This window comes from Tsuneonella amylolytica (genome assembly GCF_003626915.1).
Classification (GTDB): Bacteria; Pseudomonadota; Alphaproteobacteria; order Sphingomonadales; family Sphingomonadaceae; genus Tsuneonella; species Tsuneonella amylolytica.
The window spans coordinates 413,361-426,496 of sequence record NZ_CP032570.1 but is presented as its reverse complement, the minus strand read 5'-3'; the positions used below and the strand labels follow the sequence as shown (position 1 = coordinate 426,496).

Sequence of the window (13,136 nt, the reverse complement as noted above, 5' to 3'; positions counted from 1 at the left end):
ACCCCTTCTTCCGGCCTGCATCGGGCTACCTCGCACGGGCCCCCTACGAACGGAGTAACGAATAATGCGTCACGGCATCAAGGGCCGCAAACTGCAGCGCAAGTCCGGCCATCGCGCCGCCCTGCTGCGCAATTTGGCCACCGCGCTCGTCAAGCACGAGCAGATTCTCACCACGACGCCCAAGGCGAAGGAACTGCGTCCCTACGTCGAAAAGCTGGTGACCCTCGCCAAGCGCGGCGGGCTCAGCAACCGGCGTCTGGCCATGAGCCGCCTGGGCGACGAGACCCAGCTGAAGAAGCTGTTCGACGTGCTCGCCGAACGCTACGCCGATCGTGAAGGTGGCTACACCCGCATCATCAAGGCCGGTATCCGCGAAAGCGACGCCGCGCCCATCGCGATCATCGAATTCATCGACCGCGACGTCGATGCCAAGGGCCAGGACTCCGGCCCGGTGATGAACGCCGACGAGGACGAGTTCGAGGACGCCTAAGGCATCTCCGATATTGCCTGAGTAGCGAAAGGGCCGGGGGCGATCCTCCGGCCCTTTCTCGTCGTCCGCAAAAGTTACGGATCACGGAACTACCCGTCACGTTCAACCGCTCATCACGCGTGGGAACTCGGGTTTGCACTCGACGTTTTCCAAACCCTTCCTATGCGCGCATCGAGCCATGGTCGTTCAGGTTCTCACTTCGTTATCTTAACCGCAGGTAACGGCGCAATTCAGACCAAGATCATGGCAGTTCGCTAAAACGGGTGATGCAAGACGAGAGAGCCTCTCTCGACAGACTTAGAGGTGAAGCCATGAAGACCATTTCAAAAGCCCTCGTCGGAACCGTCGCGGCTGGTGCGATGGCTCTGGCGTCCGCCACGCCCGCGTTGGCCCAGAACCGGAACAACGACGGGATCGATGCGGGTGACATCATCGCCGGTGCGCTCGTGATCGGTGGCATCGCTGCCGTTGCCGGTTCGATCGGCAAGAACCGCGGTTACAACGGCGGAACTTACGGCGGTCCGTATTATGGCGGTTCCAATACCGGGTACAACAACGGTTACGGCTACAATTACAACCAGTACGGCAACTCGCGGCAGGCGGTCGAGCAGTGCGTCAATGCCGCTCGCTCGGACCTCAGCCGTCGCGGCTACAGCGGCGCGCGGGTGACCGACGTGCGCGATATCGATCGGAAGCGCGACGGGTACCGCGTAAAGGGCACACTGGTCGTCAACGAGCGCAACAACGGCTGGAGCCGCGACTACAACTATCGCTACGGCGGCCGCGATTACGACAAGGGCAACTTCAGCTGCGACGTTCGCTACGGCCGAGTCGTCGACCTCGATTACAGCGGTCTGAAGTCGAGCAGCCAGTATCGCAATCGCTACGGATACGGCACCGGCCGCTACGGCTGGTAAGACTGTCCGGTAACAAGGAGGCGGCCCAGGTTTGTATGAGCTTGGGCCGCCTTTTTGGATACAACCTGCCTAGAGTTCGCGCAACTCTTCGCCCTCACGCGATTGGATCGTCCGTGCGTTCGGCGTAAGCGGGCAACGCCAGCTTCCAGCGTATCGCCGCGCCCCTCAGTGCGAACCCGACGATCCATGCAATGGTCCAGGTCACAGCGTTGGGTAGTCCCGCTGCAGTGCCCAGCACCGTCAGCAGTGCGGAGGCGGCGGCGGCTGTCACGTAAATCTCGGGCCGCATGATGATCGACGGCACGCCCGCGATGACGTCGCGCGCGACGCCGCCCGCGCATCCCGTGACCACGCCCAGCACCGCCGCAGGCAGCGGCGCGACGCCGAATGCGAGCGCCTTGGCCGCGCCCAGCACGGCGAATGCGGCAAGGCCCGCCGCATCGGCCCATTCGAGCAACTCGTTCTCCCACCAGCGGCGCGGCGTGAACCATGCGATCAGCGCCGTTGCGAAGATCACTGCGGCGACCCACGGATTGCGGAGCCAGAAAGCCGGAGCGCCTAGCAACATGTCGCGCAGGGACCCGCCACCGACTCCGGTTACCAGCGCGAAGAACGCCATCGTAACGAAAGTCTGCCGCAAGCGCGCCGCGAGGAGCGCACCCGTGAGAGCGAAAATCGCGGTTCCGGCGAGATCGAGGAGGGGCGGCAGGACAGGGGCGGCGGCAGGCATCATCGCGCAGCGGCCCGCGCCCTGCGGCGCCGAAACAGCAGGACGAACCCCATCAAGGTGCCCAGAAAAGCCAGGATGCCGAAGGCGATGGTAAAGGGGTTGTGCGCATCTTCACGCGTGCGGAGGTCCATGATGTGAAGGCCCCACATGAAGTCGTAGAAGCGCCACCACCGTGTGCGGACCGCCTCGATCTCGCCCGTATGGCGATTGAGATAAACATGCGCGCCGTCCGGCAAGGTCGCCTGCCAGACATCGACCGGCTTGCGAAAGTCGAGTGGCGGGGCGCTGGCCGGGAAGGCACGCAACGAGGAGACAGCTTCGCCACCGCGAATGTCGCTCGACAGGGCGGCGCGGGCCTCGGATTCGTCCATGGGCGGAATGGGGCGGCCGGTGGCGGCCGAATACCGCTCGACACGACCGTCGGCAAAGCTAAGCAAGGTCACCGCCGTCCGACGTTGGACGAAGGTGCGATATTCGATTGGTCCGTCGGAGGAAGCAGCGGGTAAGGCGACGGGGTTCGGCGGGGTGGCAATCGTCTTTTTGGGTCGCTCGATCCGAAGGTCGTTTCCGCGCACTTCTTCGATCGGCTTCAGCACCATGACGACCCCGCTGGCGGTCCATAGCAGTAGCGGACCTCCGATCAGCCAGCCCAGCCAGATATGCCAGCGCGCGTAACGCCGCATCCAACGTCCGTGCGCCACGTCAGCGGCCGATGATCTTCGCGATGGCGGCGGCCGCGCCGATACAGTCGAGGTCGGCATACCGCTCGCCGATGACCTGCAGGCCGCACGGCAAACCGCCCACCTCGCCCACCGGTAGGACGGTCGACGGCAGGTTCGGGAACGTCGCGATACCGGCCCATGCGAGTGCCGCCGCGCTGCTTTCCTCGCAGCCGTCGATGTCGATGGTTCCGTCGAACACGCGTCCCTCGCGCTCGGGCACCGCGACGACCGGGGCGGGCGGGGCGAGGACAAATGTGTGCCCAGAGAAAACTTCCTGCCAGGCCGCTTCCAGCCGGGCCTGCGCGTCTAGCAGGTCGAACCAGTCGGTCGCGGTCGCTCGCGTGCCGTCCGGGGCGGGGGCCCCGCGCGCCATCGCGACGTTGAGCATCTTGAGGTAATCGGCATGGGCCTTGGCGAAATCGGGCATCGTGCGGCGAGGCGTTCGATCGACGGTCACGCCGGCCTTCTCCAATGCATCGGCCACGGCATGCACCTGCGCGCGAACGCCGTCGGCGACCGGGCTGCCGGGCAGGTCGTCGATCACAAGAAAACGTGCCAGATGCATCGGATCGTCCGAGCGGCGCAGCGGAAAGCTGGCGGTCCGTTCGAGCAACAGCGCGAGATCGTCAGCATTGCGTGCGATCGGTCCCGCGATCGACAAGGCGCCGTCATGGGCGCCGATGCCGGCAAAGGCGGGGTGGTCGTGGCCCTGTTTGGAAATGACGCCCCAGCTGGTCTTGTGGCCCCACACACCGCAGAAGTGGGCCGGAACGCGCACTGATCCCCCGATGTCGGTGCCGAATTCGCACGGCACCATGCCGCTTGCGACCGCGGCGGCCGATCCGCCGGAGGAACCGCCGGGGCTGCGTGACAGATCGTGAGGGTTCGCCGTCCGGCCGTAGATCGGGTTGGTCGATTGCCAGTCGGCAAGATCGGGCGGCACGTTCGTCTTGCCGACGATGATCGCGCCGGCCTGCAACAGGCGCCGGACGACCAGCGAGTCTGACCGGGCGACGTTGTCCTTGTATTCGGGATGGCCCCAGGTCGTCGGCAAGCCGGCGACGTCGAAGCTTTCCTTGATCGTCATCGGCACGCCGAACAGGGGCTGGTCGACGCCCGGGCCTTGCCGGGTGTAATGCTGCGCTTGCTCGCGTGCCCGGTCGAAGTCGCGCACGACGACTGCATTGATGGGCCCGTCAAGCGCCTCGATCCGTGCAATGCAGCCATCGACGGCTTCGAGCGGCGAGAGGGCGCCATCGCGGATTTGCGCCGCGAGTTGGATCGCGCCCGGTTCGTCGGTCAGTGTCGGTATCGGCATTGCTTCCCCCGTGTATGTCTCATGGCCGGACGCGCCAGGCGATATCCAGAAGGTCGCCCGTCGAGCGCTGGCGTTTACCGGGTACTGCACCGATCGCCAACGCAAACCCCAGGATCGGAGCCACGCCATATCCGATCAGCGGTGTCGGATAGGGCGCGATCATCGCCATGACTACGAAGCCTGCAAGTACTCCGGCGAGTGCGAAGCCTTCTGCTCGCGGAAGCTGCGGCTCTACGAGGAAAAGCCATGCGCTCGACACGAGCAGCAACATGGCCGCGAAAGCCTGGATCGGGCGATCCGCCCAGAGTTCTTGGATTACACCCTCGACGAACGGCTGCGGTGGCAGGTCGCCGATCCCGTAGCTGTAGATCGCAGCGGCGGCGGCGAGCGCTGCTACTACAACGAATGCAAACTCTCGCTTCGCCAAGGCGATCGCTGCGGCAGCCGATGCAATTGCCAAAGCGGTGGCCGCATCCGGCTGGGCTGCAGACAGGAAGGCCGCCATCGCCAATGCTAATGGGCCCCAATGTTCGTCGCGCGCAGTAAGCAAGCAAAGATACGGCACTGCGAGCATGCCCGAATGAAGCGCGAAAGGGCCAGCGGGCAGCCAACGGCTCACTCCGTCGACATGAGGCCCCGTCAGCAGCGGCAGGGCAAGCAGGACAAGCAGGACGCCAGTGAACGCACGACGCGCTCCGAGACCGTCCGGCAACCGCCCGAAGCGTATCCACGCAAGACCCACCGCCAGCGCCGCACCATTGGCAATTGCGTACGAGCGCGGCGCTCCGTTCGTAACGAGGTAAAACACCCCGCCGAGCGCCGGAAGCGCCAGCGCCAGCATGAGCCGGTATCGGTCGAATGGTGTCCGATACACGCGCATGTTGCCGTCGGATCAGACGTGGATGGGCTTGCCCTGAACCCCCATCGCCGCCTCCTTGATCGCCTCCGAGTGCGTCGGGTGCGCGTGACAGGTGTAGGCGATATCCTCGCTGGTCGCGCCGAATTCCATCGCGAGGGCGGCCTCGGCGATCATGGTGCCCGCGACGCTGGCGATCGCCCACACGCCGAGCACCTTGTCGCTCTCCGCTTCGGCGATGATCTTCACGAAGCCGTCTGGTTCGTGATTGGTCTTTGCGCGGCTGTTGGCGAGCATCGGGAACTTGCCGACCTTGATGGCATTGCCGGTTTCCTTCGCCTCGTCCTCGGTCAGACCGACACCGGCCATCTCGGGCCAGGTGTAGACCACGCCCGGGATCACCGCATGGTTCACGATGCCGGTCTGCCCGGCGATGTTCTCGGCACAGGCGATTCCTTCGTCCTCGGCCTTGTGCGCCAGCATCGGGCCGGGGATCACGTCGCCGATCGCCCACACGCCGGCCACTTTCGTGCGGAAGTCGTGATCGGTTTCGATCTGGCCGCGCTGGTTGACCTCTAGCCCGATCTTGTCGAGGCCGAGACCGTCAGTGTTCGGGCGTCGTCCGATCGACACGAGGACGCAATCCGCCTCAATGGCCTGCGCTTCGCCGCCGGCACTGGGCTCGATCGTTAGCCTCGCCGTGTCGCCTTCGACCGTGCATCCGGTGACCTTGTGGCCGAGCATCATCGTCATGCCCTGCTTCTTGAAGATCTTCGCCGCGTCCTTGCGAACGTCCATGTCCATGCCGGGAAGCAGTTGGTCGAGGAATTCGACCACGATCACCTCGGCCCCCAGACGCCGCCAGACCGAGCCGAGCTCAAGCCCGATCACGCCGCCGCCGATGACAACCATCTTCTTCGGCACTTCGCGCAGTTCGAGCGCGCCGGTGCTGTCGACGACGACCTGCTTCTCGTTGTCGACCTCGATGCCCTTGAGCGGGGTAACTGTAGAACCGGTCGCGATGATCACGTTCTTTGCGGTAACGGTCTCGCCGCCGACATCCACGGTGTGTGGGTCGACGAAGGTCGCATGGCCCTTCTTCCAGTCGACCTTGTTCTTCTTGAACAGGAACGCGATGCCACCGGTCAGCTGCTTGATCGCGTCGAGGCGCTGCGCGTGCATCGCCTCCAGATCGAGCTTTGGCTCGACCACGACGCCCATCTTGCTCATCGTGCCGTTTGCGGCCGCGTCGAAATACTCGCTGGCATGCAGCATCGCCTTCGACGGGATGCACCCGACGTTGAGACAGGTCCCGCCGAGCGCCTCGCGGCTTTCGACGCAGGCGGTCTTGAGGCCCAGTTGCGCGGCGCGGATCGCGGCGACGTAGCCGCCCGGACCGGCACCGATGACGAGGACGTCGTAGTCGTATTCAGCCATTATCTGTTCCTCAAAGGTCGATCAGCATCCGCATGGGATCCTCGATCGCTTCCTTGATCGTCTTCAATGCGGTCACCGCCTCGCGCCCGTCGATCAGGCGGTGGTCGTAGGACAGCGCGATGTACATCATCGGGCGGATCACGATCTCGCCGTCGCGGACGACCGGGCGGTCCTCGATGCGGTGGAGGCCCAGCACGGCGCTCTGCGGTGGATTGATGATCGGGGTGGACATCAGGCCACCGAACACGCCGCCGTTGGAGATCGTGAAGGTGCCGCCCTTCATGTCTTCCATGGTGAGCGTGCCGTCCTTGGCACGCTTGCCGAAGTCGGCGATGTCCTTCTCGATCTGCGCGAAGGACTTGGCATCGGCATTGCGCACCACCGGCACGACGAGCCCGTTGGGCGCACTGACCGCGACGGAAATGTCGACGTAATCGAAGTAGACGATTTCATCGCCTTCGATCTGCGCATTGACGCTGGGGATGTCCTTGAGCGCGAGGCAGGCGGCCTTCGCGAAGAACGACATGAAGCCCAGCTTGATGTCGTGCTTCTTGGCGAACGTGTCCTTGAACTTCTCGCGCGCCTCCATGACCGCGGTCATGTCCACGTCGTTGAAGGTGGTGAGCAGCGCTGCGGTGTCCTGCGCGCTCTTCAGGCGCTTGGCGATCGTCTGGCGCATGCGGGTCATCTTGACCCGCTCCTCGCGGCGCTCGCCCTGCGGCATGGCGGCATCGGTCGAAGCGGGCGCAGCCGAGGTCGCTGCCGGCGTCGGGGAGGGTGCAGGTGCCTTCGCGGTTGCCGCCGCCGCGAGCACGTCTTCCTTGGTCAACCGACCGTCCTTGCCGCTGCCCTTGATGCTCGAAGGATCGACACCGTGTTCCAGAACGGCGCGGCGGACGGCCGGGCTCAGCGTCTGGGTCGCTTCCGGATCGTGGAGCTTCCCCTGCGCGGGCGCGGTGTCTTCCAGCGTGCCGTCATCGGCGCGCGCGCCGCCGGTGGGGGCGGGTTCCCGCGCGGCTTCCTGTGCGGCCGTTGCGGCCGGCTGGGGTGCCTCGCGCGGTTCGATCGTCGTCGTTTCGCCGGCCGCGACATCGTCCTCGATGGTGGCCAGCAGCGCACCGACTTCGACCGTGTCGCCGACGCCGACCTTCTGTTCGCCCATGACGCCCGCGACCGGGCTCGGCACTTCGACCGCCACTTTGTCGGTCTCGAGGCTGGCGATCGGCTCGTCGACCTTCACCGGGTCGCCCGGCTTCTTCAGCCACTCGCCGACGGTGGCCTCGGTGACCGATTCGCCCAGCGTGGGGACTTTGACTTCCTTGGACATCTGTCGCCTCCTCAGGCGGGTTTCTTGGGGGCGGAGCGGAGAGCCTCACCGCCGTCATTGAGGCCGAGCGCCATTCCGACCAGCGCGCGCTGCTGTTCCTCGTGCCGCTTGGCAAAGCCGGTCGCCGGCGAGGCCGCAACTTCGCGCCCGGCATAGGTTGGGCGCATTCCGGCACGACCCGCTTCGGCGAGCGCGGCCTCGATCTTGCTCTCGACGAAGAACCACGCGCCATTGTTCCTGGGCTCTTCCTGGCACCAGATGACCTCTTCGAGCGCCGTCATCCGCTTCAGCCGGACCGCCAGCGGTTCGCCGGGGAAGGGATAGAGCTGTTCGATACGCACGATCGACACGTCTTCGAGCTTTGCCTCGTCGCGCTTCTGGATGAGGTCGTAGGCGACCTTGCCGCTGCACAGGACGAGGCGCTTCACGTTCGCGTCGGGAACGTCGATCGTGTCGCTGACGATACGGCGGAAATGACTCTCCCCCGTGAACTCGTCCACCGCGCTTTTCGCCATCGGATGCCGCAGCAGCGACTTGGGCGTCATGATGATGAGCGGCTTGCGGAACGGGCGCAGCATCTGGCGGCGCAGGACGTGGAAGTAGTTCCCCGGCACGGTGATGTTGCACACCTGCAGGTTGTCGTTTGCGCACAGTTGCAGGAAGCGTTCGAGCCGCGCCGAGCTGTGCTCCGGACCCTGACCTTCGTACCCATGCGGAAGCAGCATCACGAGGCCGTTTGCGCGCAGCCACTTGGCTTCGCCGCTCGCGATGAACTGGTCGATGATGATCTGCGCGCCATTGGCGAAGTCGCCGAACTGCGCTTCCCACAGGACCAGCGTCTTGGGATCGGCCATCGCGAAACCGTATTCGAACCCGAGCACTCCGTATTCGGACAGCGGGCTGTCGTAGACCTCGAACTTGCCGTGCGGCAGTTGGGTAAGCGGGATGTACTTGTGCTCGTCGGTCTGATCCGTCCAGACGGCGTGCCGTTGGCTGAAGGTGCCGCGACCGGAATCCTGACCAGACAGACGCACGCCGTGGCCCTCGGTCACCAGGCTGCCGAACGCGAGTGCCTCCGCCGTCGCCCAGTCGAAACCCTGCCCGTCGGTGAACATCTGGCGCTTGGCGTCGAGCACGCGCTGCAACGTCTTGTGGATCGTCAGCCCTTCGGGAACGGTCGTAAGCGTCCGGCCCAAGCTGTCGAGCAGCTTGCGCGAAATCGCGGTGTCGACGTTGCGACGGGACTCTTCGGGATCGGCGGGCTTGTTGAGGCCGGCCCAGCGACCGCCGAACCAGTCGGCGGCATTCGCCTTGTAGCTGTCGGCCCCGTCGAACGCCTCGTCGAGATGCGCGTTGAATTCCTCGCACATCGCGTCGGCATCGCCGGCTTTGACCACGCCTTCCTTCTGCAGGCGGGCGTCGTAGAGCTCGCTGACTTTCGGGTGCTTGCGGATGGCCGCATACATCAGCGGCTGGGTGAAGCTCGGTTCGTCGCCTTCGTTGTGGCCGAAGCGGCGATAGCACCACATGTCGATCACGATGTCGCGGCCGAAGCGCTGGCGATACTCGATGGCGAGCTTACAGGCGAAGGTCACCGCTTCCGGATCGTCGCCGTTGACGTGCAGGATCGGCGCCTGGATGCCCTTCGCGACGTCGCTCGGGTAGGGCGAGCTGCGCGCGAACTGCGGGCTGGTGGTAAAGCCGATCTGGTTGTTGATGACGAAGTGGATGCAGCCGCCGGTGTTGTAACCGCGCACGCCCGAGAAGCCGAGGCACTCCCACACGATGCCCTGGCCGGCGAAGGCGGCGTCCCCGTGGATCAGAACGGGGAGGACCTGTTCGTGCTTCTTCAGATCGTCGCGGATCGCCTGCTGCGCGCGGGTCTTGCCGAGCACGACCGGATCCACCGCCTCGAGGTGCGAGGGGTTGGGCACGAGGCTCATGTGAACCTTGATGCCGTCGAACTCGCGGTCGGTGCTGGTGCCGAGGTGGTACTTCACGTCGCCCGAACCGCCGACGTCGTCGGGGTTGGCGCTGCCGCCGCTGAACTCGTGGAAGATCACGCGGTAAGGCTTGGCCATCACGTTCGCGAGCACGTTCAGCCGGCCGCGGTGGGCCATGCCGTAGATGATCTCGCGCACGCCGAGCTGCCCGCCGTACTTGATGACGCTTTCGAGCGCGGGAATCATCGATTCACCGCCGTCGAGGCCGAAGCGCTTCGTCCCGACGTACTTCTTGCCGAGGTATTTTTCGTACTGCTCGCCGCGGATCACCGCCGCCAGGATCGCGCGCTTGCCCTCGGGGGTGAACGTGATGACCTTGTCCGGGCCCTCGATCCGCTCCTGGATGAAGCGCCGTTCCTCGACGTCGGCGATGTGCATGTAGTCGAAGCCGATGTCGCCGCAGTAGTTCTTGCGAAGGATCGCGACGAGATCGGTGATCGTCGTCCATTCGAGACCCAGTGTGCCACCGACGTAGACCGGCCGTTCGAGCGCGGCGCCGGAGAACCCGTGATATTCGGGCGTCATGTCGGCGGGCAATTCCCGCGTGCTCAGGCCGAGCGGGTCGAGGTTGGCCGCAAGGTGTCCGCGAACGCGGTAGGTCCGCACCAGCATCATCGCCCGAATGGAATCGGCGGCGGCCTGCTCGACCGCCTTCTCGTCCATCGGCTTGCCAGCCTTCGCGGCGGCCGCCTTCACCGCGATCTGCATCGCGGTGGGATCGAGCGCCTGCGTAAGCTCGTCCTCGCTCTCGCCGCCGACCAGCGGCCAGCGCGCGTTCGCCCAGCTCGGGCCCGGTTGCGGACCCGCGTCTTCGGCGTCGGGGAGGAAATCGTGTGCTTCGTTACCCATCGGGTGGCCTACCTTTGTAAAGGTAATGCCCGAACGGTGGCGGCGGTCCCGGGGAGGAGATACGCCGCCCGGTCCGTCAGGCGAGTTCCTTCAGCAGCGCGTCGAGCGTCGTGCCGAGTTCGCTGGGGCTGGGAGAGACGCGGATGCCCGCCGCCTCCATCGCCGCGATCTTGTCTTCCGCGCCGCCCTGGCCGCCGCTGACGATGGCGCCGGCGTGGCCCATCCGGCGACCCGGGGGGGCGGTGCGCCCGGCGATGAAGCCGACGACCGGCTTGGTGCGGCCCTTCTTCGCCTGGTGCGCGAGGAATTCGGCCGCTTCCTCTTCGGCCGAACCACCGATCTCGCCGATCATGATGATCGACTTGGTCGCGTCGTCGGACAGGAACAGGTCGAGCACGTCGATGAAGTTGGTCCCGTTGACGGGATCGCCGCCGATGCCGACCGCGGTAGTCTGGCCGAGACCGACCATCGTGGTCTGGTGGACGGCTTCGTAGGTCAGCGTGCCGCTGCGCGAGACGACACCCACAGTGCCCTTCTGGAAGATGCTGCCCGGCATGATGCCGATCTTACATTCGCCCGGCGTCAGCACGCCCGGACAGTTCGGGCCGATCAACCGGCTCTTCGATCCCGACAGGGCGCGCTTCACGCGCACCATGTCGAGCACCGGAATGCCTTCGGTGATGCAAACGATCAGCGGCACTTCGGCGTCGATCGCCTCGAGGATCGAATCGGCGGCGAACGGTGGTGGCACGTAGATACAGCTCGCGGTCGCGCCGGTCGCGCGGACGGCTTCGGCCACGGTGTCGTAGACCGGCAAGCCGATGTGCGTCGTGCCGCCCTTGCCGGGGGTAACGCCGCCGACCATCTGCGTCCCGTAGTCGAGCGCCTGCTGCGTGTGGAACGTGCCGGTGTCGCCGGTCATGCCCTGCGTGATGACCTTGGTATTCTTGTCGACGAGGATGCTCATCGGGCGTCTCCCTTGACTGCAATGACGGCGAAGCGAGCCTTGGGTGCCGCCTTGTCGCCGCTCGGATCCAGCGTCACGCGCTGCGCGCCCTGGTCCCAGGTGTAGGTGAAGTCCTGCTGGCCCATCGGCATGCCGATGACCTCGCTCACGCCCTGCGCGGTGGCACCGTAGGCGCCGCCCCCGCCAAGCCGTGCGAGAACGACGCAGGATTTGTCCTTCAGTTCGTCATGACCGACCACGAGAAGCGCTTCGTTGCCGCGCTTCTCGTAAGCGCCGCCGACCTTCATCTGCCGCGAGCCCGTGCTCTTGCGATAGGGCTCCCACCCCATCGACGGCAGCTTCTTGAGGTCGACCCAGGTCGAACTGACGATCGCCTTGCAGGCATTGATCGCCTCCACGATCTGGGCGGTCGTCGCGGGCTTCTCCTGCGCCGCAGCGGGCGCTGCGACTGAAAGCGCCGCGACAGCCGCAAACAATGCCGTGCGGGTCACTTGAGCGACTCGTCGAGGCCCTTGCAGACCTCGAGCAGTTCCTCGACCGCGTCGGTCGAGACCTTGAGATTGGACTTTTCCTCATCGCTCAGTTCGATCTCGACCACGTCCTCGATGCCGTTCGCACCGATGACCGCCGGGACGCCGACGTAAAGGCCGTCGAGCCCGTACTTGCCGTCGACGTAGGCGGCGCAGGGCAGGATGCGCTTCTGGTCGCCGAGATAGGCTTCGGCCATCGCGATCGCGCTGGTGGCCGGCGCGTAGTAGGCCGAACCGGTCTTCAGCAAGCCGACGATCTCGCCGCCGCCGCTGCGGGTGCGCTGGACGATCTCGTCGATCTTGCCGGCGTCGATGCCCTTGATCTTGGCGAGATCGTTGACCGGAATACCGCTGATGGTGGTGTAGCTGGTGACCGGGACCATGGTGTCGCCGTGGCCGCCGAGTACGAAGGCGTTCACGTCCTTCACCGATACGCCGAATTCCCAGGCCAGGAACGTGGCGAAGCGGGCGCTGTCGAGCACTCCGGCCATGCCGACGACCTTGTGGTGCGGCAAGCCGCTGAATTCGCGCAGCGCCCAGACCATTGCGTCGAGCGGGTTGGTGATGCAGATCACGAACGCGTCGGGGCAGTTGTCGCGAATGCCTTCGCCGACCGCCTTCATGACCTTGAGATTGATGCCGAGGAGGTCGTCGCGGCTCATGCCAGGCTTGCGCGGCACGCCGGCGGTGACGATCACGACGTCGGCGCCGGCGATGCCCTCGTAAGAGTTGGTGCCGGTTATCCGCGCATCGAATCCCTCGATCGGCCCGCACTGCGACAGGTCGAGCGCCTTGCCTTGAGGAATGCCCTCGGCGATGTCGAACAGGACGATGTCGCCCATTTCCTTCTTGGCGGCGAGATGGGCGAGTGTGCCGCCGATCATTCCTGCGCCGACGAGCGCGATCTTCTTGCGGGCCATGGGGGGAGCGTATCCTTCCGTCGCGCGGGAACGGCCTCGAGAAGGGCGCGCACCTGTCCCGCAAAGGGGA

General features: G+C 65.5%; 12 protein-coding genes. 2 read left to right on the top strand and 10 right to left on the bottom strand.

The annotated features are described in order from the left end of the window. Positions 1-64: 64 nt before the first annotated feature. On the top strand, positions 65-490 hold the full coding sequence (gene rplQ, locus D4766_RS02070; RefSeq protein WP_120715954.1) for a 50S ribosomal protein L17: 426 nt from the start codon (positions 65-67) through the stop codon (positions 488-490). Between the two features lie 311 nt (positions 491-801). Continuing rightward, a complete protein-coding gene (locus tag D4766_RS02065; protein WP_120715953.1) occupies positions 802-1,407 on the top strand; it encodes a hypothetical protein in 606 nt (201 codons plus the stop codon). A gap of 94 nt (positions 1,408-1,501) precedes the next feature. On the opposite strand, the gene D4766_RS02060 is transcribed toward D4766_RS02065, so the two are convergent. From D4766_RS02060 to mdh, 10 genes are all read right to left on the bottom strand, one after another. Next, positions 1,502-2,140 (bottom strand): trimeric intracellular cation channel family protein, encoded by a 639-nt coding sequence (locus tag D4766_RS02060; protein WP_120715952.1) that lies wholly within the window; start codon positions 2,138-2,140, stop codon positions 1,502-1,504. Continuing rightward, positions 2,137-2,820 carry a PepSY domain-containing protein gene (locus D4766_RS02055; RefSeq protein ID WP_120718003.1) on the bottom strand — a complete coding sequence of 228 codons (684 nt, stop codon included), beginning with the start codon at positions 2,818-2,820 and terminating at the stop codon, positions 2,137-2,139. The genes D4766_RS02060 and D4766_RS02055 overlap by 4 nt, the downstream gene beginning before the upstream one ends. Before the next feature lie 19 nt (positions 2,821-2,839). After that, complete coding sequence (locus tag D4766_RS02050; RefSeq protein WP_120715951.1) at positions 2,840-4,177, bottom strand: amidase family protein; 1,338 nt, start codon at positions 4,175-4,177, stop codon at positions 2,840-2,842. Positions 4,178-4,196: 19 nt separating this feature from the next. Further along, complete coding sequence (locus tag D4766_RS02045) at positions 4,197-5,018, bottom strand: hypothetical protein (protein WP_120715950.1); 822 nt, start codon at positions 5,016-5,018, stop codon at positions 4,197-4,199. 51 nt (positions 5,019-5,069) lie between these two features. Continuing rightward, a complete protein-coding gene (lpdA, locus tag D4766_RS02040; RefSeq protein WP_120715949.1) occupies positions 5,070-6,470 on the bottom strand; it encodes a dihydrolipoyl dehydrogenase in 1,401 nt (466 codons plus the stop codon). A 10-nt stretch (positions 6,471-6,480) separates the two neighbouring features. Then, entirely contained in the window at positions 6,481-7,797 is a 1,317-nt protein-coding gene (gene odhB / locus D4766_RS02035) for a 2-oxoglutarate dehydrogenase complex dihydrolipoyllysine-residue succinyltransferase (protein ID WP_120715948.1), read from the bottom strand. A gap of 11 nt (positions 7,798-7,808) precedes the next feature. Further along, positions 7,809-10,649, bottom strand: a complete 2,841-nt coding sequence (locus D4766_RS02030; RefSeq protein ID WP_120715947.1) for a 2-oxoglutarate dehydrogenase E1 component — start codon at positions 10,647-10,649, stop codon at positions 7,809-7,811. Positions 10,650-10,725: 76 nt separating this feature from the next. Beyond that, positions 10,726-11,616 carry a succinate--CoA ligase subunit alpha gene (gene sucD, locus D4766_RS02025; RefSeq protein WP_120715946.1) on the bottom strand — a complete coding sequence of 297 codons (891 nt, stop codon included), beginning with the start codon at positions 11,614-11,616 and terminating at the stop codon, positions 10,726-10,728. After that, positions 11,613-12,107 (bottom strand): hypothetical protein, encoded by a 495-nt coding sequence (locus D4766_RS02020; protein WP_120715945.1) that lies wholly within the window; start codon positions 12,105-12,107, stop codon positions 11,613-11,615. Before D4766_RS02020 ends, sucD begins: the two co-directional genes overlap by 4 nt. Then, positions 12,104-13,066 (bottom strand): malate dehydrogenase, encoded by a 963-nt coding sequence (gene mdh / locus D4766_RS02015; protein WP_120715944.1) that lies wholly within the window; start codon positions 13,064-13,066, stop codon positions 12,104-12,106. Before mdh ends, D4766_RS02020 begins: the two co-directional genes overlap by 4 nt. Between the last annotated feature and the right edge of the window lie 70 nt (positions 13,067-13,136).

Bases quoted from the DNA above. Each gene is read 5' to 3' on its own strand.
- rplQ (WP_120715954.1), top strand. From the start codon at position 65: ATGCGTCACGGCATCAAGGGCCGCAAACTGCAGCGCAAGTCCGGCCAT.
- D4766_RS02065 (WP_120715953.1), top strand. From the start codon at position 802: ATGAAGACCATTTCAAAAGCCCTCGTCGGAACCGTCGCGGCTGGTGCG.
- D4766_RS02060 (WP_120715952.1), bottom strand. From the start codon at position 2,140: ATGATGCCTGCCGCCGCCCCTGTCCTGCCGCCCCTCCTCGATCTCGCC.
- D4766_RS02055 (WP_120718003.1), bottom strand. From the start codon at position 2,820: ATGCGGCGTTACGCGCGCTGGCATATCTGGCTGGGCTGGCTGATCGGA.
- D4766_RS02050 (WP_120715951.1), bottom strand. From the start codon at position 4,177: ATGCCGATACCGACACTGACCGACGAACCGGGCGCGATCCAACTCGCG.
- D4766_RS02045 (WP_120715950.1), bottom strand. From the start codon at position 5,018: ATGCTGGCGCTGGCGCTTCCGGCGCTCGGCGGGGTGTTTTACCTCGTT.
- lpdA (WP_120715949.1), bottom strand. From the start codon at position 6,470: ATGGCTGAATACGACTACGACGTCCTCGTCATCGGTGCCGGTCCGGGC.
- odhB (WP_120715948.1), bottom strand. From the start codon at position 7,797: ATGTCCAAGGAAGTCAAAGTCCCCACGCTGGGCGAATCGGTCACCGAG.
- D4766_RS02030 (WP_120715947.1), bottom strand. From the start codon at position 10,649: ATGGGTAACGAAGCACACGATTTCCTCCCCGACGCCGAAGACGCGGGT.
- sucD (WP_120715946.1), bottom strand. From the start codon at position 11,616: ATGAGCATCCTCGTCGACAAGAATACCAAGGTCATCACGCAGGGCATG.
- mdh (WP_120715944.1), bottom strand. From the start codon at position 13,066: ATGGCCCGCAAGAAGATCGCGCTCGTCGGCGCAGGAATGATCGGCGGC.